At 68.1% G+C, this 20,311-nt stretch carries 16 protein-coding genes and 2 pseudogenes; 11 read left to right on the top strand and 7 right to left on the bottom strand.

Annotated elements, in window-relative coordinates:
- Positions 1-247: 247 nt before the first annotated feature.
- From HNQ73_RS11600 to HNQ73_RS11565, 8 genes are all read left to right on the top strand, one after another.
- On the top strand, positions 248-1,540 hold the full coding sequence (locus tag HNQ73_RS11600) for a type III PLP-dependent enzyme domain-containing protein (RefSeq protein ID WP_183335037.1): 1,293 nt from the start codon (positions 248-250) through the stop codon (positions 1,538-1,540).
- A 14-nt stretch (positions 1,541-1,554) separates the two neighbouring features.
- Positions 1,555-2,214 (top strand): amino acid ABC transporter permease, encoded by a 660-nt coding sequence (locus HNQ73_RS11595; protein WP_210305205.1) that lies wholly within the window; start codon positions 1,555-1,557, stop codon positions 2,212-2,214.
- A gap of 7 nt (positions 2,215-2,221) precedes the next feature.
- Positions 2,222-2,872: an amino acid ABC transporter permease gene (locus HNQ73_RS11590; protein WP_183335035.1), complete on the top strand. Its 651-nt coding sequence runs from the start codon at positions 2,222-2,224 to the stop codon at positions 2,870-2,872.
- Positions 2,859-3,587, top strand: a complete 729-nt coding sequence (locus HNQ73_RS11585; RefSeq protein WP_183335034.1) for an amino acid ABC transporter ATP-binding protein — start codon at positions 2,859-2,861, stop codon at positions 3,585-3,587. The genes HNQ73_RS11590 and HNQ73_RS11585 overlap by 14 nt, the downstream gene beginning before the upstream one ends.
- A 51-nt stretch (positions 3,588-3,638) precedes the next feature.
- Positions 3,639-4,427: a transporter substrate-binding domain-containing protein gene (locus HNQ73_RS11580; protein WP_183335033.1), complete on the top strand. Its 789-nt coding sequence runs from the start codon at positions 3,639-3,641 to the stop codon at positions 4,425-4,427.
- A 59-nt stretch (positions 4,428-4,486) separates the two neighbouring features.
- Positions 4,487-4,831 (top strand): RidA family protein, encoded by a 345-nt coding sequence (locus HNQ73_RS11575; protein WP_183335032.1) that lies wholly within the window; start codon positions 4,487-4,489, stop codon positions 4,829-4,831.
- Positions 4,832-4,903: 72 nt separating this feature from the next.
- Positions 4,904-5,935 (top strand): succinylglutamate desuccinylase/aspartoacylase family protein, encoded by a 1,032-nt coding sequence (locus tag HNQ73_RS11570; RefSeq protein ID WP_183335031.1) that lies wholly within the window; start codon positions 4,904-4,906, stop codon positions 5,933-5,935.
- Between the two features lie 115 nt (positions 5,936-6,050).
- Positions 6,051-7,031 carry a LacI family DNA-binding transcriptional regulator gene (locus HNQ73_RS11565; protein WP_244650137.1) on the top strand — a complete coding sequence of 327 codons (981 nt, stop codon included), beginning with the start codon at positions 6,051-6,053 and terminating at the stop codon, positions 7,029-7,031.
- A gap of 10 nt (positions 7,032-7,041) precedes the next feature.
- Here the strand turns inward: HNQ73_RS11565 and HNQ73_RS11560 are convergent, their stop codons facing one another.
- The 7 genes and pseudogenes from HNQ73_RS11560 to HNQ73_RS11530 all read right to left on the bottom strand — a co-directional run bounded on the left by HNQ73_RS11560 (position 7,042) and on the right by HNQ73_RS11530 (position 17,020).
- Positions 7,042-8,595 (bottom strand): adenylate/guanylate cyclase domain-containing protein, encoded by a 1,554-nt coding sequence (locus HNQ73_RS11560; RefSeq protein WP_183335029.1) that lies wholly within the window; start codon positions 8,593-8,595, stop codon positions 7,042-7,044.
- 185 nt (positions 8,596-8,780) lie between these two features.
- Positions 8,781-10,382 (bottom strand): ABC transporter substrate-binding protein, encoded by a 1,602-nt coding sequence (locus tag HNQ73_RS11555; RefSeq protein ID WP_183335028.1) that lies wholly within the window; start codon positions 10,380-10,382, stop codon positions 8,781-8,783.
- A gap of 14 nt (positions 10,383-10,396) precedes the next feature.
- The gene (locus tag HNQ73_RS18165; RefSeq protein ID WP_338077632.1) at positions 10,397-12,280 is read right to left on the bottom strand and encodes a sensor histidine kinase; all 1,884 of its coding nucleotides are present in this window, start codon (positions 12,278-12,280) and stop codon (positions 10,397-10,399) included.
- A gap of 534 nt (positions 12,281-12,814) precedes the next feature.
- Positions 12,815-13,519, bottom strand: a pseudogene (locus HNQ73_RS18160) (response regulator); the annotation flags it as partial.
- Positions 13,516-14,837 (bottom strand): annotated as a pseudogene (locus HNQ73_RS11540) (ATP-binding response regulator). The pseudogenes HNQ73_RS18160 and HNQ73_RS11540, both read right to left, overlap by 4 nt.
- Before the next feature lie 311 nt (positions 14,838-15,148).
- On the bottom strand, positions 15,149-15,577 hold the full coding sequence (locus HNQ73_RS11535) for an organic hydroperoxide resistance protein (protein ID WP_183335027.1): 429 nt from the start codon (positions 15,575-15,577) through the stop codon (positions 15,149-15,151).
- A gap of 234 nt (positions 15,578-15,811) precedes the next feature.
- Positions 15,812-17,020 carry an MFS transporter gene (locus HNQ73_RS11530; protein ID WP_244650133.1) on the bottom strand — a complete coding sequence of 403 codons (1,209 nt, stop codon included), beginning with the start codon at positions 17,018-17,020 and terminating at the stop codon, positions 15,812-15,814.
- A 208-nt stretch (positions 17,021-17,228) separates the two neighbouring features.
- Between HNQ73_RS11530 and HNQ73_RS11525 the strand changes: the two genes are divergently transcribed.
- The 3 genes from HNQ73_RS11525 (at position 17,229) to HNQ73_RS11515 (ending at position 20,182) form a co-directional block, all read left to right on the top strand.
- A complete protein-coding gene (locus tag HNQ73_RS11525) occupies positions 17,229-18,260 on the top strand; it encodes an L-idonate 5-dehydrogenase (RefSeq protein WP_183335025.1) in 1,032 nt (343 codons plus the stop codon).
- 237 nt (positions 18,261-18,497) lie between these two features.
- A complete protein-coding gene (locus HNQ73_RS11520) occupies positions 18,498-19,421 on the top strand; it encodes an ABC transporter ATP-binding protein (RefSeq protein ID WP_183335024.1) in 924 nt (307 codons plus the stop codon).
- A complete protein-coding gene (locus HNQ73_RS11515; protein ID WP_183335023.1) occupies positions 19,421-20,182 on the top strand; it encodes an ABC transporter permease in 762 nt (253 codons plus the stop codon). The genes HNQ73_RS11520 and HNQ73_RS11515 overlap by 1 nt, the downstream gene beginning before the upstream one ends.
- Positions 20,183-20,311: the final 129 nt, after the last annotated feature.

Genomic DNA, 20,311 nt, shown 5'->3' with positions numbered 1-20,311 from the left:
GTTATTGATAATTGTTCGCGGTAGATTTTGCAGATAAGTGTTCATGCTGGCGTTCCTCCAGCCCGACGCCAATCCTTCCCTGCCCTGAGCGGCTGTCTCACCCCCCAGACGACGATCTGCTCAGGGCCTTTTTGCCCGCTGCCTGTCCTGCCGTCCGCGCGCGCCGCGCAAACATGCAGTGACAACGTTGTCATTCACGCCAAATCGGCTATGATAACGTTGTCATTCGCGAATCGAGCGGGGTAACATGCAGCGCGCCGATGCCGTGTGGGGCGATATCGACAGCCGCTTCCGCGGCATTCCCGTCGATTGCGGGCCGGTGGATCTCGATGCCGTGGCGGCGTTCGGCTGGCGGCCTGCGGCCGGGGACATGCCGCTGCCGGTGTTGACGCTGGACGAGGAGGCTTTCGCCGGCAATTGCGAGCTGATGTTCGCCTATGCCCGCTCGCAGGGCGTCCTCATCGCTCCCCATGCCAAGACGCCGATGGCGCCGGCGCTTGCCCGCGCGCTCGTCAATCGTGGTGCCTGGGGTGCGACGGTTGCCAACGTGCAGCAGGCGTCCGTCATGGCCCGTGCGGGCATCAGCCGTCTGCTGCTCGCCAACGAAATCGGCGGGCGCTCCGGCGCCCGCCATCTCGGCGCCTTCCTCAAGGCCTGGCCGGGCGTCGAGCTGCGTGCATTCGCGGATTCGCCCGCCTGCGTCGCGGCGCTCGCGGAGACGGCGCGCCTTGCCGGGCGCATCCTGCCTGTTCTTGTCGAGGTGGGCGGCGCTCGCGCCGGAGCGCGGCATCTGGGGGCCGTAGAGGCGACCATCGCCGCCGTCGCCGGGGCGGACGATTGCCTGGTTCTCGATGGCGTCGCGGCCTACGAAGGGGCTGTGGCGAGCGCCGATGCGGCCGCGACGCGGGAGGCGATCGGTGCCCTGCTGGCGCTGGCGGGGGAGGCCTTTGCCCGCGTGCGCGCGGCCGCACCTGGCCGTCACCTCATCGCTACGGCCGGCGGCTCGTCCTACTTCGACGAAGTGGTGGCGATGCTCGGTCCGTGCGTCCGGGACGACGGCAACGCCTCCCTCGTCCTGCGCAGCGGCGCCATATTCTTCCATGACCACGGGGTCTATGCCCGCGCGCTCGCAGGGCTGGATGCCCGCGGCGGTTTCGCGATCGACGGCAAGTTCGTCAAGGCGGCCGAGGCATTCCGCCCGGCTCTGCGACTGTGGGCGGAGGTGCTGTCGCGGCCGGAGCCGGGCCTCGCCATCTGCGGCATGGGGATGCGCGACGTTTCCTTCGACCAGGGCATGCCCGTGCCGCTGGAGGCCTTTCGCGACGGGGTGCCACTCGGCCGTCTTGAGAGTGCTGCCGTCGTCAAGCTCAACGACCAGCACGCTTTCCTGCAGGTGCCGGACAATGCTGCCCTCGCGGTGGGCGACATCGTCGCCTTCGGCATCTCGCATCCCTGCACCTGCCTGGACCGCTGGCGGCTCGTCTTCGGCCTCGGCCCCGACGGGCGGGTGGCGAGTGTCTATCCGACATTCTTCGGCTGAGACCGGCCATGACGCTGAACTTCAGCCAGCTCTGGCGTTACGAAGATCTGCTCGCGCAGGGCACGCTGATGACGCTGCTCCTGACGGTGATCGCGGCCGGCGCGGGCACCCTGATCGGCGTCGGCGGTGCCGTCCTGGTGCGCGGCGGGCCGCGGCCGGTGCGCTGGGCCATCCGCGGCTATATCGAGGTCATCCGCAATACGCCGGCGCTCATCCAGCTCTTCATCATCTTCTTCGTGCTGCCGAGCCTCGGCCTGCGCCTGCCGCCCTTCGAGGCGGCGGCGGTGGCACTGAGCATCTATTTCGGCGCCTATGCCATCGAGATCATCCGCGCGGGGCTCGACGCCATTCCGCGCGCGCAACTTGAGGCGGGCCAATGCCTCGGGCTCACCCGCTGGCAGGTTTTCCGCCACATCGTCCTCCTGCCGGCGCTGCGCACCATCTATCCGGCCTTCACGAGCCAGTTCGTGCTGCTGCTGCTCGGCACCTCGCTTGCGTCGCAGGTCTCGGCGGAGGAGCTGTTCCACGTCGGTGGTTTCATCGAGAGCCGCACGTTCCGCAGCTTCGAAGTCTACGCCGTCATCTGCGCCATCTACTTCGCGCTCGTCATGGCCTTCAAGCTCGCCTTTGCAGGGCTCGAACGGCTCATCTTCCGCTGGCCGATGCGGCGCTGAGGATCCCATGCGCACGTTCAACGAAGCCGATCTCCTCTCGCTGTTCTCGGCCCTGCGCTGGACGGTGGTTCTCGTTGCCCTGGCGCTCGCCTGCGGCGGCCCGCTCGCGCTGATGCTGGCGCTGATGCGCTCAAGCCGCATCGCGCCGCTGCGCTGGCTTGCAGCCGGCATTCTGCAGCTCGTGCAGGGCGTGCCGCTGCTCGGCCTGCTGATGTTCTTCTACTTCGGCATGCCGGTGTTCCTCGGCGTCGAGGTGCCGGCCCTCGTCGCCGTCGGCGTCGCCTTCACGGCCTATACCGCCGTCTTCCTGGGCGAGATCTGGCGCGGCGGCATCCAGGCGGTGAAGCAGACCCAATGGGAGGCAGCGGCCTGCCTTGGGCTGACGCGCTGGCAGCAGTTCCGCTACGTGATCGCCCCACAGGCCTTCCGCATGGCGCTGCCGCCGACGGTCGGCTTCCTGGTGCAGCTCATCAAGAACACTTCGCTCGCCTCTGTCGTCGGCTTCGTTGAGCTTGCCCGCGCCGGACAGATGGCGAGCGCCGCAACCTTCCAGCCGCTGCTCGTCTACTCGGTCGTGGCGGCGATCTATTTCGCGCTGTGCCTGCCCCTCACGGTCTGGTCGCGCAAACTGGAGGCCCGTCTCAATGGCGCTCGTTGAAATCCGCGACGTCCACAAGAGCTTCGGCAGCGTCGAGGTGCTGAAGGGCATCACGCTCGACGTCGAGAAGGGCGACATCGTCACCATCATCGGCCGCTCGGGCTCCGGCAAGTCCACGTTGCTGCGCTGCATCAACGCCTTGGAGACCATCGACCGGGGTGAGATTCGCATCGAGGGCGAGCGGATTGCCGCCGACATGCCCAACCTCCGCCAGCTGCGCCAGCGGGTCGGCATCGTCTTCCAGGCCTTCAACCTTTTTCCGCACCTTACCGTGGAGCGCAACATCACGCTCGCGCCGGTGCTGACCGGCAAGGTGCCGAAGGAAAAGGCGCGGGATCTGGCGCTTGACGTGCTCGCGCGCGTCGGCCTCGCGGACAAGATCGACGCATGGCCAGAGCAGCTGTCCGGCGGCCAGCAGCAGCGTGTGGCGATCGCCCGCTGCCTCGCCATGTCGCCGCATCTCATGCTGTTCGACGAGGTCACGTCCGCGCTCGACCCGGAGCTCGTCGGCGAGGTGCTGAAGGTGATGGAGGACATGGCGCGCCAGGGCATGACCATGATCCTCGTCACGCATGAGATGGGGTTTGCCCGCACCGTCGCCACCAAGCTCGTCTTCATGCACCAGGGCAGGGTCTGGGAGCAGGGCAACCCCGCAGAGCTCTTTGCGGACCCGAAGACCCCTGAGCTCAAGAACTTCATCAGCTCCGTGAAATAGGCGCCCGCCTGGCGCCCGGGGAGAATCGTCAGGAGTCAGAGGAGAACAAGGATGAGGATTATCGCAACACTCGCCGCCGCGGCGATCGCCTGCGCGGCGCTGGCCATGCCGAATGCGGCGCGCGCGGACAAGCTGCAGGACGTGATCAGCGCCGGCAAGCTCCGCGTCGGCGTCCTGATGGATGTCGCCCCCTGGGGTTTCAAGGACGACAAGGGCGAGCCCACCGGCCTCGACATTGATCTTGCCAAGCTGCTTGCCGCCGACATGGGCGTGAAGCTGGAGCTCGTGCCGGTGACGGGCGCCAGCCGCATTCCGAGCTTGCTCGCCGACAAGGTCGACATCCTGATCGCGGCCGCAGGCGCCACGCCGGAACGCGCCCAGCAGGTCATGTTCTCCCAGCCGTACGCTGCGGTGAACCTTGGGGTCTACGGACCGAAGGACATGCCCTCCGCCAAGACGCCGGAAGACCTGAAGGACGTCACCATCGCCGTCGGCAAGGGCACGACGCTCGATGTCTGGCTGACCGACAACGCCCCCGGCGCCAAGCTGGTGCGCTTCGAGGATGCGCCGGCTGCTGTCGCCGCCTACCTTGCCGGGCAGGCCCAGGCTTTTGCCGAGAACAGCGCCATCGCGATCAAGGTGTCGGAGGATAACCCGGGCAAGGAAGTGGAGCTCAAGTTCCTCATCCGCCAGTCGCCGGCCCATATCGCGGTGCGCCAGGGCGAGCAGAACCTGCTCAACTGGATCAACACGACGCTTTTCTACAACCGCATGAACGGCAAGCTCGCCGAGCTGCAGAAGCGCTGGTTCAAGGAAGCGCAGGAACTGCCGCACATGTGACGTTTCCGGCGGCGCGGGAGCCCGCGCCGCCACCCACCCGAAAAAAGAGAGATCCGAAGATGATCCAGCGTTATCAGGCCGGCAAGCGCATGAGCCAGGCCGTCGTGCACAATGGGACCGTCTACATCGCGGGCCAGGTGGCCGATAACCCCAAGGGCTCGCTCGAGGAGCAGACCCGCTCCGTGCTCGCCAAGATCGAGGCGCTTCTGGCTGAAGCCGGCTCCGACAAGTCGAAGCTCCTGGCCGTCAACGTCTTCCTGCCGCACATCAGCGATTTCGACGCCATGAACGCCGTCTACGACGCCTGGATCGATCCGGCCAATCCGCCGGCCCGGGCTTGCGTCGAGGCTCGCCTTGCCAATCCGGACCTGCGCGTGGAGATGACGGCGATCGCTGCGCTCTGAGCCTTGCCGAGGCCGCGGCTCTGGCCGCGGCCGCCTCACGGGCGTCCGCCCGCTCGCACCAAGGTCTGCTCCATGCACACCGGCCTCATCCACTCGATCGACTTCGACGCCGACGGCAGGCAGTTCGGTCATCTGCGCCTGCCGTATTCCATCGACCGCTCGCCCTACTTCCACATCCACATTCCGATCTGCCGCATCCGCAACGGTGCCGGGCCGCGGGTGCTGCTGATGTCGGGCAACCATGGCGACGAATATGAGGGCGAGCTGCTGCTGGCGCGGCTGATGCGCCGCCTCACGCCCGCCGCCGTGCGCGGCGAGATTACCATCCTGCCCATGGCCAACCTGCCGGCGGTCATGGCGGCGCGGCGCCGCTCGCCGTACGACGACGGCAATCTCAACCGGGCCTTTCCGGGCGATGCCGGAGGCACGCCAACAGCACGCATCGCCCATTTCCTCGAGAACGATCTGTTCCCACGCCACGACGTGGTCTTCGATCTGCACGCGGGCGGCACCTCCATGGCGCATCTGCCGTGTGCGTTGATCGAGCGTCAGGGGCCGCCCGAGCGCTTCGCGCGGGCCGTCGAGCTGATGCAGGCGCTTGCCATGCCCTATGGCTTTGTGGCCGAGAATGGCCCGGCGGCGCCGACCTCGATGGGTGCCGCGGCACGGGCCGGCGCCATCGGCATCAGCGGCGAATTCGGCGGCGGGGCGACGGTGACGCGCGAGAGCATGAGGCTCACGGCGCGGGCCATCGACAACCTGCTCATCGCCACGGGCTCCATCACCGCCCCGGTCCTCTCGGAAGGGGAGGCGCCGGCCGCCGAGCCCATGCAGTTGCTTGTCCTCGACAGCCACGACCAGGCGATCTATGCCACGCGTCGCGGCTGGTTCGAGCCGGTGGCGGATATCGGTGACCGCGTGGCAGCGGGCGATCTTGCCGGCTACTACCACGACCTGACGCGTCTCGACCTGCCGGAAGAGCCGCTGTATTTCAAGCAGGGCGGCATCGTCATCTCTCGGCGGCTGCATACCGACAGCGAGGCCGGCGATTGCCTAATCCAGGTCGCACGTCCCGTCGCGGCGGGCGATCTTGTCGCGCCGTAGGGAGGCAACGGGGAGTAGGGGTGTGAAGGCTGGAGACGGGAGACGGCAGCCCACCATCGATGACGTCGTACGCCTGCCGGCTTCGGCCGGCCCTGCTGTCCCGGGCGAGCGGGCGATGCGTATCGAGGATGTCGCTGCGCTCGCCGGCGTCTCGCCCATCACCGTCTCGCGCGCCCTGCGCGACCCCTCCAAGGTGGCCGAGAAGAGCCGCAAGCGCATCCTCGAAGTGGTCGAGCGCACCGGCTATGCGCTCAACCCCCACGCGCGGGCGCTGCGTTCCGGCCGCTCGGACATCGTGGCGGCCTTCGTCTCCAACATCCTCAGCCCGCAGTTCAGCCTCGCCGTCAGGGCCTGCGCCGCCTTCCTGGAGCCGGAGGGCTTCCAGCTCATGATCGGCCAGACCTCCTACTCCTACGCGCGCGAGACGGCGATGATCCGTTCATTGCGGCAGATCCGGCCGGCGGCCGTCATGTTCACCGGTGTCATCGAGCTTGAGGACAACCGCCGCTTCCTCGCTGGGCTGGGCATTCCGGTGATGGAGACCTGGGCTTACCCGCGCGATCCCATCGACATGCTGGTCGGCTTCTCCAACATCGACGGCGGGCGCATGGCCGCCGATTGCCTCGCCGATGCGGGCTATCGGCGCGTCGCCTACGTGGGGCGCAGCGGCGGCCGCGGCGCCCTGCGGCGCAAGGGTTTTGCCGCCCGTGCCGGCGAGCGCGGGATGATGGTCGTCTGCGAGTTCACCGTGGACGTGGTGCAGAGCGTCGCCGACGGGCGCAGTGCCTTCCACGCCTTGCGTGAGCGGGCGCCCGATGTGGAGGCTGTGTTCTTCGCCAACGATCTGCTGGCCGTCGGGGCGCTCATGGAGGCCCGGCGGCTCGGCCTCGACGTGCCGGGCGACATCGCCATTCTCGGCTTTGGCGACAACGATCTCGCCGATGCGCTGAGCCCCGGCCTGACGACGCTGGCGATCGACGTCGAGGCCCTCGGCAGGCACGCCGGGCAGATGATCCTCAAGCGGCTGCGCGACGAGGAGCTCGCCCAGTCCGTCGTCGTTCTCGAGCCGGTGTTGCACCGGCGGGGCAGCGTCTGAGGCGGCCTCGTCACATGGCGCGGGGCCGCTCCTGCCCGGCGCGGGTGTCGAGCGCCGTCAGGGCCTGTTCGAGCAGCCGTCGGGTTTCGCCCGCCGAGCCGGCATCGAGCGCCGTGACATCGAGGAAGAGGTCGAGCCCCTGCGCCTGGCCGTGGATGACCCCGGCTTCGGGCACTTCGGCGAGCCGCCGCACGACATAGGGCACGACCGGCCGGCTGATTCCCTTGACGGTAATCGGCGGCAGCGCGTCGGCCTCCACGATGTCCCGCACAAGCGCGTAGGTCTCGTAGCTGATGATGATCGAACCCGGCTGCGCCACGGCTTGCAGGCGCGCGGCGAGGTTCGCCTCCGCCCCGATGATCGTGTAGTCCATGCGGTTGTCGCTGCCGAAATTGCCGACGTGGCAATAGCCGGTGTTGATGCCCATGCGCACCTCGAGCGGCTCGGCGAGGCCACGCTTGCGCCATTCGGCATTGAGCCGGGCGAGTTCCGCCTGCATGTCGAGCGCCATGCGCACGGCAGCCGCCGCATCCTCCCTGACGCCGCGCGTGTCCGGATCGCCGAAGAAGAGTAGCATGGCATCGCCGACGAACTTGTCGATCGTCGCGCCGTGGCGCAGGGCGATTACCGACATCTCGGTGAAATACTCGTTGAGCAGGGCCGTGAGATCCTCTGGCTGCAGCCGCTCGGTGAGCGCGGTGAAGTCCTTGATGTCGGAGAAGACGATGGTGAGCTTCTTGCGCTCGGCGGTGATGGCCACGTCCTTGGCGCCGCTGAAGATGCTGCGATAGACCTGCGGCGAGAGATAACGGGCGATCTTGGCCGAGACGGAGCCGAGGAAGGCGTTCGCCTGCGCGAGCTCGCCGTTCATATGCCGGACGAGGGCCGCCTGCCGGCTCTGCATGCGGATGAAGGCGAGGCCGCAGGCCGCAACCACGGCGATGTACGCGAGCAGGGCCTTGAAGGAGAAAATGCTCGCCTCGATGGGCCGGCGCACCGTCACCTCCTGCACGCCGCGCACGTCACCGACGCGCCAGTTCTGCTTGGGGCTGTCGGGATGGCTGTTGTGGCAGGCCACGCAGGCCGGGCCCATGACGATGGGCGTGGCGACGCGCACCGTGCGGTCGACGAGCGTGCCCGAGACATCGACGACCGGCTTCGTCGCATCCTGCCGCAGCCTTTCGAGCGCCGTCTGCTCGAACGCGTCGATCGGGTGGCCCGGCCGCTTGCGGAAGGGAAAGTCGGAAAAGATGCGGATCTTGACGGCGCCGTCGCGCGCGCTGATGCGCTTGCCCAGCTCGATGGACAGCGCAGTGGGCATGGGCGCTTCCCGGCCGTGCCCCTCGAGCCGCCCCAGAACCTCGTTCGCGTAGTAGGCGCGCATCTCGTCGATGAGCAGGCCGATCTCGCTCGCCTCGCCCTGCATCATGCGCGCAGACGGGCTTCTCAGGTCGAACCACACGGCAATAGGAAGTCCGATGACGACGGGCAGGAGCAGAAGGGCGAGCGCGAACGTCGCCGGTCTCGGTTGCTGATGCGGTATGAGCGAAACAGGAACGCGCATGGCTGACCCACGAGTCGGAGGCCCGCCGCCGGGCGAAGGCCCGGCCGGCGCTGCCGACGGCGGGAGAATGCGCGGGGCGCGTTTCAGGCGCATTGCGTCCGAAACGTTTTTGGTTTCGTCTCTTGCGGTTTTCCCGCAACAATCGTTTGATTCAGCCTATCAGCGGTTTCGTTTGGCCTTCGCTTTCAACGTGTGGCTTCCCCTTCGAGATCGACACCATCGAAGACGTGGCGGCCCAGCGGATCGATGCCGAAACCCTTCACCTCCTTGCGGGTGGCCATGAAGACGATCGAGTGTGCGAGGGGCACCCACGGCGCCTGGCGCTTGAAGCTCTCCTGCGCTTTCCGGTAGAGCGCCTCGCGCTCGGCCCGGTCGCTGGTGGCCTTGGCGCGCGTGACAAGCGCGTCGTATTCGCCATCGCACCACTTGGCGACATTGTTGCCGCCGGGGCGGGCTGCGGCGCAGCCCAGGAGCACGTTGAGGAAGTTGTCCGGCTCGCCGTTGTCACCCGTCCAGCCGTAGAGCGCGAGGGCGGGCTCGCCGGCCTGCAGCTTCGCGCGGTACTGGTCCCAGTCCGCCGTCATGAGGCGGGTGCGGATGCCGACACGCGCCAGATCGGCCTGGATCAGCTCGGCCACGCGGCGGCCGTCCGGGTTGTAGGGCCGGCTGACGGGCATGTACCAGAGGTCGGTGTCGAGCCCGTGCGGATAGCCGGCCTCGGCGACGAGGCGCCGCGCCTCCTCGGGGTCGTAGGGATGGTCCTCGACGGCCTCGTTGTAGGACCACAGCGTCGGCGGAATCGGGTTCTTGGCCACCGTGCCGGTGCCCTGGTAGACGGCCTCGATGATGGCGCACTTGTCGATCGCCATGTTCACCGCCCGGCGCAGGGCGAGGTTGTCGAAGGGCGGGCGCGCGGCATTCATGGCGAGATAGCCGATGTTGAGCCCCTCCTGCTGCAGCAGCCGCAGCGAGGGATTGGATGCGATGGCCTGCCGGTCGCCGGGGTTGGGGAAGGCCATGACGTGGCACTCGCCTGCCTTGAGCTTGGTGAGCCGCACGACAGGGTTGGGGGTGATGGAGAAGACGAGCGTGTCGATCTTCGGCCGTCCGTTCCAGTAGTCGGCCAAGGCCCGGTAGCGGATGGCGATGTCCTTCTGGTAGCCGACGAACATGAAGGGCCCCGTGCCGATGGGCTCGGTGTCGAGCCGCTCGGGCTCGCCACGGCGCAGCAGAAGCTCGCCATATTCGGCGGACAGCACCACGTTGAACGGCATTGCGAGATTGGCGAGGAACGGTGCTTCGGCCCGCGTGAGGCGGATGCGCACGGTGTGGTCGTCGATTTTCTCGATGGCGCGGATGAGATCCGGCATGCCGAGATCGCGGAAATAGTCGAAGGTCGCGCCGGGCGTGTTGTGGAAGGGGTGGTCCTCCTTCCACTGCCGCATGAGCGAGAAGAGGACATCGTCGGCGTTGAAGTCGCGCGTCGGCGTGAAGATGCCGTTGGCGTGGAACTTCACGCCCCGCCGCAGGCGGAAGGTGTAGGTGGTGCCGTCCGGGGAGATGTCCCAGGACTGCGCCAGGGCGGGCACGATCCGCGTCGTGCCGGGCGCGAACTCGACAAGATTGTTGAACATCGGCCGGCCGGCGTTCATGCCCGTCGTCGTCGTCACGATCTGCGGGTTGAGGGCCTCGGGGCTGCCTTCCGAACAGAAGACGAGCGTCTTGGCGGCCGCGGGCGAGGCGAGGAGGGCGAGCAGGAGGGCGCCGGCTGGCAGCTTCGTCGTCATGGATCCGTTCCCCTTTACAGCGCCGCCATGGCCTCAGTGCGGGCCTCGCCGGCAAGCTGCTTCGGCATTTCGATGCGGAAGGTCGTGCCGGCGCCCGGGCGGCTCTCCACGTCGATGCGCCCCTGCAGCTTGTTGGTGACGAGGTTGTAGACGATGTGCAGCCCGAGCCCGGTGCTGCCCCGGTGGCGGGCCGTGGTGAAGAAGGGGTCGAAGATGCGTCCGAGGTGCTGCGGGGCGATGCCCTTGCCGTCGTCGCTCACGGTGAGATGCAGCTGGTCGCCCGCGTCCCGCACGGTGATGGCGATGCGCCCGCTCTCGCCCTCGTCGTAGGCGTGCAGGGCGGCGTTGATGACGAGGTTGGTCAGCACCTGCGCCAGCGCCCCCGGATAGGTGCCAACCTGCAGCGGCGCCGGGCAGTCGATGGCGACGGCATGCTGCGTCTTGCGCAGCAGCGGCCCGAGGCTGCGGATCACGTCCTCGAGCCAGCCCTTCATCTCGAAGCGCCGAGGCTCGTCGCTGACCTGGTCGACCGCCACCTGCTTGAAGCTGTGCACGAGGTCGCTGGCCCGGCCGAGATTGTCGAAGAGCAGGCGCGAGCCCTCCTTCATCCGGTCGAGGAAATGGGCGAGGCGCGAGCGCGGCAGCTGGTTGCCCTTGAGCGCGCGCTCAAATTCCTGCGCCTCGTCGCCCAGCAGCGTGGCGGTGGTGAGGGCAATGCCGAGCGGCGTATTGATCTCGTGTGCGACGCCGGCGACGAGCTGGCCGAGGGAGGCAAGCTTCTCGGCCTGGATGAGGTCGGCCTGGGCCTGCCGCAGCTCGGCGAGGGTCTCGTCGGTCCTTTCCTTGGCCTGGCGCAGGTCGCGCTCGCGCCGGCTGATCTCGGTGACGAAGATGTTGGCGGCCCGCGCCATGTCGCCAAGCTCGTCGCGCCGGTCGGATTCGGCGATGCGGCCGGCGAGCGGATCGGCGGCGAGGGCGAGCATGCTGCCCTGCAGGCGGCGCAGCGGCATGGTGATGGAGCGTGCTGCCGCGAAGGCCGCCACCGAGCCGAAGAGCAGGCCGACGGTCGCACCGATGACAAGCACGTGGCCGATGAAGTCGCCGAGCCAGTCGGCGTCGCCCGTGAAGAGGTCGTTGAGCGAGCGCGCCTTGGCCACCATGGCCGCGGCCGTCTGGTCCATGTCGGCGATCATCGCGTTCTGCTTGCGTATGCCCTCGATGGTGGTGCCGAGCCGCTCGCGCCATTCGGTGATGGCGTCGATCATGTCGGTCTGGATGAGGGGCGAGATCGGCAGGGCGGCGGCGATGTCGGCAAGCTCGCCGCTGCGCGCGAGCTTGCGCTCGGCGAGGTCGGCGTCGCGACGGGTCAGGGCCTCGTGCGTCTCCTGGCCGAGCCTGAGGGTGGCGACGGCGACGTTCTGTGTCGCCTGCTCGGTTTCGTTGGCCTCGACAGAATAGGTGAGAAGCTGGGCTACCTCCTCCTGAAGGGCGCGCTGGGCGGTCACCTCGATCTTGAGCAGGCGGTCGCACCAGGCAAGCAGTCGCTCCGTGATCGCGGCGAGATCCGCGCGTTCCGCCGACGCCGCGGCGCGCGAGAGGTCGCCAAGTTCGCGCGCCTCGCCGCCGCGCCGCGTTCCCAGCGCCTCGCCGAGGCCGGTCGCGGCGTGCTGCATCTGCGCCAGAGCGAAGCTGGGGTCGCTGCCATCCGGACGCTGGAGCACCGTCTGCAGGCCCCACAGGGTGGCGCGCAGCTGGTAGGCGCTGTCGACGATGTCGCGCAGGCGTCTCAGCTGCTGGTCCTTCTCGGTGAGGGTGGTGATGATGTCGGCATTGGATGCGTGCTGCCGGGCGCGTGCCTCCTCCGCCAGGGTGACGAGCCTTGCCGCGCGCAGCGACATTTCGGCGATCAGCCGGTCGTTCACCGTCGTCACGGCGATGTAGTCGTCCATGCGCGCGGCATAGCGGGCGAGCGTGTCCTGGAAGCTCGTCACCTCGCGGCGCTGCTCCTGCGTGCGCGCGAGCGGAGCGAGCGATGCGAGCTGCACCTGCGCCCGCGCCGCCAGCTCGCGGAAGCGCTCGGCATGCGGGTCGCGCTCGGCCGGGTTGGCGCCCACATAGTCGTCGCGCACGCTCATGGCGACCAGAAGGTCGCGGTAGATGGCGCCGGCGAGGACGGCGCCGCTGCGGGCCCGTTCGGCCTCGCTTAGCAGCAGCCAGGCGGCCACGGCGATGCCGGCGGCGATCGCAATGGGAATGCCACCCACGAGCATGATCTTGTTTCGGATCCGCATGAGCTCTCCTACGGACTGGCAGGCATCCTGCCCGCGCGCCGTTGCGGGGCTTTTGCGTCGCCGGTGGGGCAAGGCGCCGTTTCTTTTCCGGCATGACACGATGTTTCGTGTCCCCGTCGGGCACGAAACGCGGGGCAAGGCGCCGTCCGGCTCAAAGGCGTAGCCGAGGCCGCGGACGGTGCGGATGAAGCGCGGATTGGCCGGATCCGGCTCGATCTTGCGCCGGATGCGCGTGATGCGCACGTCGATGGCCCGGTCGAAGGCCTCGGCGTCGCGCGCATCGGCGATGTCAAGCAGATACTCGCGCGACAGCACCCGTCGCGGATGGTCGGCGAAGGCCTTGAGCAGCAGGAACTCCGACTTGGTCAGCGGCTGCGTGCGGCCGTCCTCGTCGCGCAGGCGGTGGGTGTCGATGTCGAACCACTTGGTGCCGAAGCGGACACTGCGCCCGGCCTCGGGCTGGGCAGGGGCGGACCGGGCGCTGCGGCGCAGGACCGAGCGGATGCGCGCGACGAGCTCCCGAAGCTCGCAGGGCTTGGCAAGATAGTCGTCGGCGCCGAGCTCGAGCCCGACGATCCTGTCGATGGCGCTTGCCGTGGCGGTCAGCATGATGACCGGCACATCGCCTGAAGCCTTGAGCTGGCGCACCACCGAGAGCCCGTCCTCGCCGGGCATGTTGAGGTCGAGTACCACAAGGTCCGGCTGCTGGCGCGCCATGAAATGGCGCAGGCTGGCGGCGCCGTCGCACAGCGTCACGGCAAAGCCGTGCATGCGCAGGTAGTCGCCCACCATCTCACGGGTTGCCAGCTCGTCGTCGACCACGGCGATGTGCGGCCCTGTGTTCATGGCGTGTCGATACCATTGTCGAGGGGTAGGACGAGGCTGAAGGTGGAGCCGTGCCCCGGGCCGCCGCTGCGGGCGGTCACGGTGCCGCCGTGCAGCTGGGCGATGCGGCGGGTGATGAACAGGCCGAGGCCGGTCGCGCTCTCGCCGCCCGTCGGCTGCGCCGAAAGGCGCTGGAAACGGCCAAAGAGGCGCATCTCGTCCTCGGCCGACAGGCCCGGCCCTTCGTCGCGCACGTGGCAGACGGCGTTTCCGGCCTCGCGCTCGAGCGTCACGGCGATGCCTGTGCCGGGAGGGCTGTACTTGATGGCATTGGAGAGGAGGTTGTCGAGTGCCTCGCGCAGGCGGTCGGCATCGCCGGTCAGCATGAGGTGCTCGGGGCCAGCGAGGGCGATCCGCTGGTTCTTGCGCTCGGCGAGGATGCGGTTGCTCGCGACAACGTCGGCCGCGAGCGCGGCGAGGTCGACCGGGCCGCGGTGCAGGGTGATGTCGAGGGCATCGCCCATGGCATCGGCGATGAGCGCGTCGATCATGCGGCCCATGTGGCGGGCCGAGCCGCGCACGTGCTCCACCTGTGCGCGGATGGCCTCGCGCGGTGGCGGCTCCAGCGCCAGGAGGTCGTCCAGCATCTCCATGCGCCCGAGGATGATGCCGAGCGGGTTCTTGAGGTCGTGCGCGATGGTGCCGAGCATCTCGGACTTGAGGCGGTTGGCGCGGGCAAGCTCGGCGCTGCGGGAGGCAAGGCGCTCGTTGGCCTCGCGCGCAGGCTGGCGGTGCGCTCGGCCACGCGCTGCTCGAGCAGGGCATTCGCCTCGGCGAGTTCGCGGCGCGCCACCTCGAGACGCTTGAGCTGGGCATAGCTGCGCAGGGCTGCCGTCAGCGTGGTGAAGAGCCGGTCGGCCGTGAGTTCGGTCTTGGCCTTGTAGTCGTTGATATCGTGGTCGATGACGATGCGGCGCTCCGGCGCCTGACCGGGCTGGCCGGTGCGCAGGATGATGCGCACCGTCTCGTTGCCGAGCTCGTGACGGATGAAATCGACAAGGCTTAGGCCGGCATCGTCGCGCTCCATGACGACATCGAGCAGGATGACCGCGATGTCGGGTCGCTCGGTGACGAGCCTGCGGCCCTCGGCGGCCGAGGCGGCGGTGAGGATCTCGAGGCCGCGCCCGTCGAGCCGGTAATCCCGCAGGGCGAAGCGGGTCGCCTCGTGCACGGCCCAGTCATCATCGATGACGGCAACCGTCCAAGGTCGCGTCCTGCTGGCCTCTTCCTCGTGAGGCATATCATCGGTGAGGTAGAAAAGATCGCTCTCGTCCACCAGCACGCCTCGCTCCCGCCCGGTGGAAAGACTAGCACGATCATGCGCCTGCAACATCCGCCACGCTGCCGAAAAGCTTGGCAGACGACAGGCCGCAGCTAAGCAGCAAGCCACCGCCGGCAGCGGCACACCGCTGCAAGAGCGGTAGCATCTCGTTGTATTTTCGAGCTGTTTTATTTGCCGGACTGGCCGCCGGCCGGCGGGTGGACCTCCCGAATTCCGATGGAAGTTTGGTCGAAAATCGCTCGATCGGATAGTGCCGTCGGCGGCCACAAGGCCGGGCGCCCCTCCGGGCGGGGAGGGGCGCCGGAGGTTCACACGACGGAAAGCCGCACGTCCACGTTGTTGCGGGTGGCGTTGGAATAGGGGCAGACCTCGTGCGCCCTGGCGACGAGTGCCTCGGCGGCGGAGCGCTCGACGCCGGGCAGCGAGATCTCGAGCGCGATGTCGAGGCCGAAGCCGCCGGCTGCGCGTGGCCCGATGCCAACCGTCGCGGTGACGGCGGCGTCGGCCGGGACCTTGGGGCCGCCGCCCTGGGAGGCGACGAACTTCATGGCGCCGAGAAAGCAGGCGGCGTAGCCGGTGGCGAACAGCTGCTCGGGATTGACGCCGTCACCGCCGGGTCCGCCCAGCTCCTTCGGCGTGGTGAGCCTGACGTCGACAGCGCCGTCGAGCGTTGCCGAGCGGCCGTCGCGGCCGCCGGTGGCGCGGGCGGAGGTGCGGTAGAGAACGTTCACGGACATGGCAGTTCCTTTCGGGGACAGGGGGCGTTGTGCTTCAATATCGTGCGCGAGTTCATCGCGTGCGATATAAATGATGCAGGGATGCTGCGCTGTCAAGTCAGGCGAGGGCTGGCCCGCCTGGGCTGGCAGGGACCTGGGCTGGCAGGGAATGGCGGCCCGCACAGGACACAAGGGCTTGCCGCCGGACCCGGCGAGGACGGCGGCGGGAGCCTTTGGGATGCGGTGCAGTCTTCGTCAGGCCACGGGGGCGCGTCTCAGGTTGGGCAGGAAGACGGTGAGGAGCCCCAGCATCGGCATGAAGGAGCACAGCCAGTAGACGAAGCCGATGCCCTTTGCATCCGCCACGATGCCGAGCAGCGCTGCCGCGACGGCGGCCGTGCCGAAGGCGAGGCCGAAGAAGATGCCGGCGACCATGCCGACGCGGCCGGGGACGAGCTCCTGCGCCAGGACGACGATGGCCGGAAAGGCGGACGCGAGCACGAGGCCGATGATGGCCGAGAGCACAATCGTCCATTCGAGGCTGGCGTAGGGCAGGGCGAGGGTGAACGGCAGCACGCCGAGGATGGAGATCCAGATCACCGCCTTGGCGCCGATGCGGTCCCCGATGGGGCCGCCGATGATGGTGCCGAGGGCCGCCGAGCCAAGGTAGACGAACAGCATCACCTGCGACATCTGCACGGACACGCCGAAGCGGTCGATCACATAGAAGGTGTAGAAGCTCGAGATGCTCGCCGTGTAGACGTTTTTCGAGAAGGTCAGGATGGCGAGGATGGCGAGCGCGAGGACGACCTTGTGCCGCGCGATGGTGACGGGGCGCGTTGTCTTCGGCCGCTGCTTCGCCCTGGCCTGGTAGCGTGCGTACCAGCCGCCGACCTGCCACAGGATGGCCATGCCGACGAAGGCGATGACCGAGAACCAGGCGACGCTCGCCTGGCCGCGGGGCACGACGATGAAGGCGGCGAGCAGGGGGCCGAGCGACGAGCCGAAATTGCCGCCCACCTGGAAGAGCGACTGGGCAAGGCCGTAGCGCCCGCCCGAAGCGAGGCGCGCGACGCGCGACGCCTCCGGGTGGAAGACGGCCGAGCCGATGCCGATGAGCGCCGCACCGCAGACGAGGAGCAGGTAGTCGCTGGCGAAGGCGAGCACCATGAGGCCGAGGAAGGTGGAGCCCATGCCCACGGGCAGCGAATAGGGCATCGGCTTCTTGTCGGTATAGAGCCCGATCATCGGCTGCAGCAGCGAGGCCGTGCCCTGGAAGGTCATGGTCAGGAGCCCGACCTGCCAGAAGTCGAGCCCGTAGTCCCGCTTCAGCATCGGATAGATCGCCGCCAGCAGCGACTGCATGACGTCGTTGATGAGATGGCACAGGCTCACCGCCGCGATCACGAGGAAGGCCGTGGTCTCGGCCTGGGATCTGGCGGTTGCGGCGGGCGTGTCGGTCACGGGCGGCTCCGGCGGCTTGGGGCTTCTTCCATAAGCGGGTCTCGGGCGTACTGCTATCGTGTTCTGGTCCAGACGTTTCGTCATCGGGCCGGACGTGAGGGCGGCGCATGGATGGGCGCTGCATCATGCAGCCCCTGCATGCCGATACTGGTCCCCGCGGCGCATGATGACTGTGCTCCGAGCCACGGTGTTTTCAGCGAGGTGTGTCTTGCGCGGTGTCGTCATCCACGCTCCCCGGGATCTGAGGATTGAAGAGGTGCCCATCGTCCCGCCCGCGCCGCTCGAGGTGCGCGTGCGCATCGAGGCCGGCGGCATCTGCGGGTCCGACCTGCACTACTACCGCCACGGCGGCTTCGGCACCGTGCGCATCAGGGAGCCGATGGCGCTCGGCCACGAGGTCGCCGGCGTCATCGAGGAGGTGGGTGCCGGCGTCTCGCATCTCGTTCCCGGCATGCGCGTGGCGGTCAATCCGAGCCGTCCGTGCAACGCGTGCCGCTTCTGCCTCGGCGGGCAGCGCAACCAATGTCTCGACATGCGCTTCCTCGGCAGCGCCATGCGCTTTCCCCATGTACAGGGCGGCTTCCGGCAGAGCCTTACGGTCGATGCCGCCCAGGCCGTTCCGCTGAGCGACACGCTGTCGATGGCCGAAGCCGCGATGGCGGAGCCGCTGGCGGTCTGCCTCCATGCCGCGAGCCGGGCCGGCAACCTGCTCGGCGCACGTGTCCTCATCACCGGCTGCGGTCCCATCGGCGCGCTCGCAGCGCTCGTTGCGCGCCACGCCGGCGCGGCAGAGATCATCGTGACCGACGTGGCCGCGGCTCCGCTCGTCGTGGCGGAGCGCCTCGGCATCACGCGTGCCGTCAACGTGGCCGAGGAGCCCGAGGCGCTGTCCGTCTATGCCCGTGACAAGGGCACGATCGACGTTCTTTTCGAGGCTTCGGGCAGCGCGGCGGCGCTGGCCGGAGCGCTCGATGTCATGCGGCCGGGCGGCGTGATCGTCCAGCTCGGCCTCGGCGGCGACGGCGCCCTGCCGATCAACGTGCTCGTGGCGAAGGAGCTGCAGCTGCGCGGCACCTTCCGCTTCGACCGCGAGTTCGAGCTTGCCGTCGCGCTGCTCGGCGGCGGCGCCATCGACGTCAAGCCGCTGTTGACGGCCATTCTGCCGTTCGAGCGCGCGACGGAGGCCTTCGAGCTCGCCTCGGACCGCAACCAGGCGATGAAGGTCCAGCTCGCCTTCTGAAGGGCGGCCGATCTCCACCATTGGCGGGAATGCGATGGCGAAGATCTCGTGCAGCTGCGTGTCCGAGGCCCGCGGCACGCAACGCTTCCCGCCCAACGGCAAATGGTTTTCCGCCCGTCCATCTCGGCACGTATTGCGGACGGTCGCATCCTCCGCCCGCGCGAACGGCACAGGCCGGTGACTGCCGGGCACAAAAAACTCGTCGCGTCGGCCCGCGCAGCCGTTATCTTGCCCGCCATGCAGCCGATCCTCTCCATCTCGAATCTCTCCAAGACCTACGCATCCGGCTTCCAGGCCCTCAGGCAGATCAATCTCGAGATCCGGCGCGGCGAGATCTTCGCCCTGCTCGGGCCGAACGGCGCCGGCAAGACGACGCTGATCAGCATCGTCTGCGGGCTCGTGACGCCGAGCGCCGGCAGTGTGCGCGTGGATGGGCACGACATCATCACCGATTACCGGGCGGCGCGTTCCATCATTGGCCTCGTGCCGCAGGAGCTGACCACCGACTCCTTCGAGACCGTGTGGGCCACGGTCACCTTCAGCCGGGGCCTCTTCGGCAAGCCGGCCAACCCTACCTATGTCGAGAAGGTGCTGAAGGACCTCTCGCTGTGGGACAAGCGCAACGCCAAGATCATGACGCTATCGGGCGGCATGAAGCGCCGCGTGCTCATCGCCAAGGCGCTGGCGCACGAGCCGCGGCTTCTCTTCCTCGACGAGCCGACGGCGGGCGTGGACGTGGAGCTGAGGCGCGACATGTGGAACGTGGTGCGCGCGCTGCGCGATGCGGGCGTCACCGTCATCCTCACCACCCACTATATCGAGGAGGCGGAGGAGATGGCCGACCGCATCGGCGTCATCAACCGCGGCGAGCTGATCCTCGTCGAAGATAAGGACGAGCTGATGCGCAAGCTCGGCCGCAAGGAGCTGACGCTGTACCTGCAGGCGCCGCTGGCGGCGCTGCCCCCCGGCCTCGAGCGCTATTCGCTGGCGCTGTCCGCGGACGGCATGGCGCTGACCTATGTCTACGACACCCAGGGCGAGCGCACCGGCATCACGACCCTCCTGCAGGATCTTTCCGCGGCGGGCATCCGCTTCCGCGACCTGCAGACGCGGCAGAGCTCGCTCGAGGAAATCTTCGTCAGCCTCGTGAGGAACGCCTGATGAACCTCTACGCCGTCAGCGCCATCTACCGCTTCGAGATGGCGCGTGCCGGGCGCACCCTGCTGCAGAGCATCGTTTCGCCCGTCATCTCCACATCGCTCTATTTCGTCGTCTTCGGTGCGGCCATCGGCCCGCGCATGGCGGAGATCGACGGCGTCGGTTACGGCTCGTTCCTGGTGCCCGGGCTCGTCATGCTGACGCTCCTCACTCACAGCGTCTCCAACGCCTCGTTCGGCATCTACTTCCCGCGCTTCGTCGGCACCATCTACGAGGTGTTGTCGGCGCCGGTCTCGCCCATGGAGATCGTGGTGAGCTACGTCGGTGCGGCGGCGACGAAGTCGATCATCCTCGGCCTCATCATCCTGGCGACGGCGGCCCTGTTCGTGCCGTTGCGCGTGGAGCATCCCTTCTGGATGGTGACGTTCCTCGTCCTGACGGCGGTGACGTTCAGCCTCCTCGGCTTCGTCATCGGCATCTGGGCGGACAACTTCGAGAAGCTGCAGCTCGTGCCGCTGCTCATCGTCACGCCGCTCACCTTCCTCGGCGGCAGCTTCTATTCCATCGACATGCTGCCGCCCTTCTGGCGCACGGTGAGCCTGTTCAACCCGGTCGTCTATCTCGTCAGCGGCTTCCGCTGGAGCTTCTTCGGCACCTCGGACGTCAACATCGCCGTAAGCGTGGGGATGACGCTCGTCTTTCTCGTGCTCTGCCTTGTGGCGGTCAGCTGGATCTTCCGCACGGGCTACCGCCTCAAGACCTGAAGCGGGGGCCCGGCTGCCTTCCCAGGGTGGTCGCGTGCCGTGTGTTGCTCACAAAGCAACTCTCGTGCGCGAAAAGAGTTCTATCCGCAACGCATTTTTGCCGGCATTGTGCCTCGTTGCCGGCCTGAT

Origin of the sequence: Chelatococcus composti (genome assembly GCF_014201415.1) — a bacterium.
GTDB classification, from domain to species: Bacteria; Pseudomonadota; Alphaproteobacteria; order Rhizobiales; family Beijerinckiaceae; genus Chelatococcus_A; species Chelatococcus_A composti.
This window is presented reverse-complemented; position numbering and strand designations above follow the sequence as displayed.

What these genes read in the sequence shown, in the direction of transcription:
- HNQ73_RS11600 (WP_183335037.1), top strand. Translation starts at nt 248, where the DNA reads ATGCAGCGCGCCGATGCCGTGTGGGGCGATATCGACAGCCGCTTCCGC.
- HNQ73_RS11590 (WP_183335035.1), top strand. Translation starts at nt 2,222, where the DNA reads ATGCGCACGTTCAACGAAGCCGATCTCCTCTCGCTGTTCTCGGCCCTG.
- HNQ73_RS11585 (WP_183335034.1), top strand. Translation starts at nt 2,859, where the DNA reads ATGGCGCTCGTTGAAATCCGCGACGTCCACAAGAGCTTCGGCAGCGTC.
- HNQ73_RS11580 (WP_183335033.1), top strand. Translation starts at nt 3,639, where the DNA reads ATGAGGATTATCGCAACACTCGCCGCCGCGGCGATCGCCTGCGCGGCG.
- HNQ73_RS11575 (WP_183335032.1), top strand. Translation starts at nt 4,487, where the DNA reads ATGATCCAGCGTTATCAGGCCGGCAAGCGCATGAGCCAGGCCGTCGTG.
- HNQ73_RS11570 (WP_183335031.1), top strand. Translation starts at nt 4,904, where the DNA reads ATGCACACCGGCCTCATCCACTCGATCGACTTCGACGCCGACGGCAGG.
- HNQ73_RS11565 (WP_244650137.1), top strand. Translation starts at nt 6,051, where the DNA reads ATGCGTATCGAGGATGTCGCTGCGCTCGCCGGCGTCTCGCCCATCACC.
- HNQ73_RS11560 (WP_183335029.1), bottom strand. Translation starts at nt 8,595, where the DNA reads ATGCGCGTTCCTGTTTCGCTCATACCGCATCAGCAACCGAGACCGGCG.
- HNQ73_RS11555 (WP_183335028.1), bottom strand. Translation starts at nt 10,382, where the DNA reads ATGACGACGAAGCTGCCAGCCGGCGCCCTCCTGCTCGCCCTCCTCGCC.
- HNQ73_RS18165 (WP_338077632.1), bottom strand. Translation starts at nt 12,280, where the DNA reads ATGTCGCTGCGCGCGGCAAGGCTCGTCACCCTGGCGGAGGAGGCACGC.
- HNQ73_RS11535 (WP_183335027.1), bottom strand. Translation starts at nt 15,577, where the DNA reads ATGTCCGTGAACGTTCTCTACCGCACCTCCGCCCGCGCCACCGGCGGC.
- HNQ73_RS11520 (WP_183335024.1), top strand. Translation starts at nt 18,498, where the DNA reads ATGCAGCCGATCCTCTCCATCTCGAATCTCTCCAAGACCTACGCATCC.
- HNQ73_RS11515 (WP_183335023.1), top strand. Translation starts at nt 19,421, where the DNA reads ATGAACCTCTACGCCGTCAGCGCCATCTACCGCTTCGAGATGGCGCGT.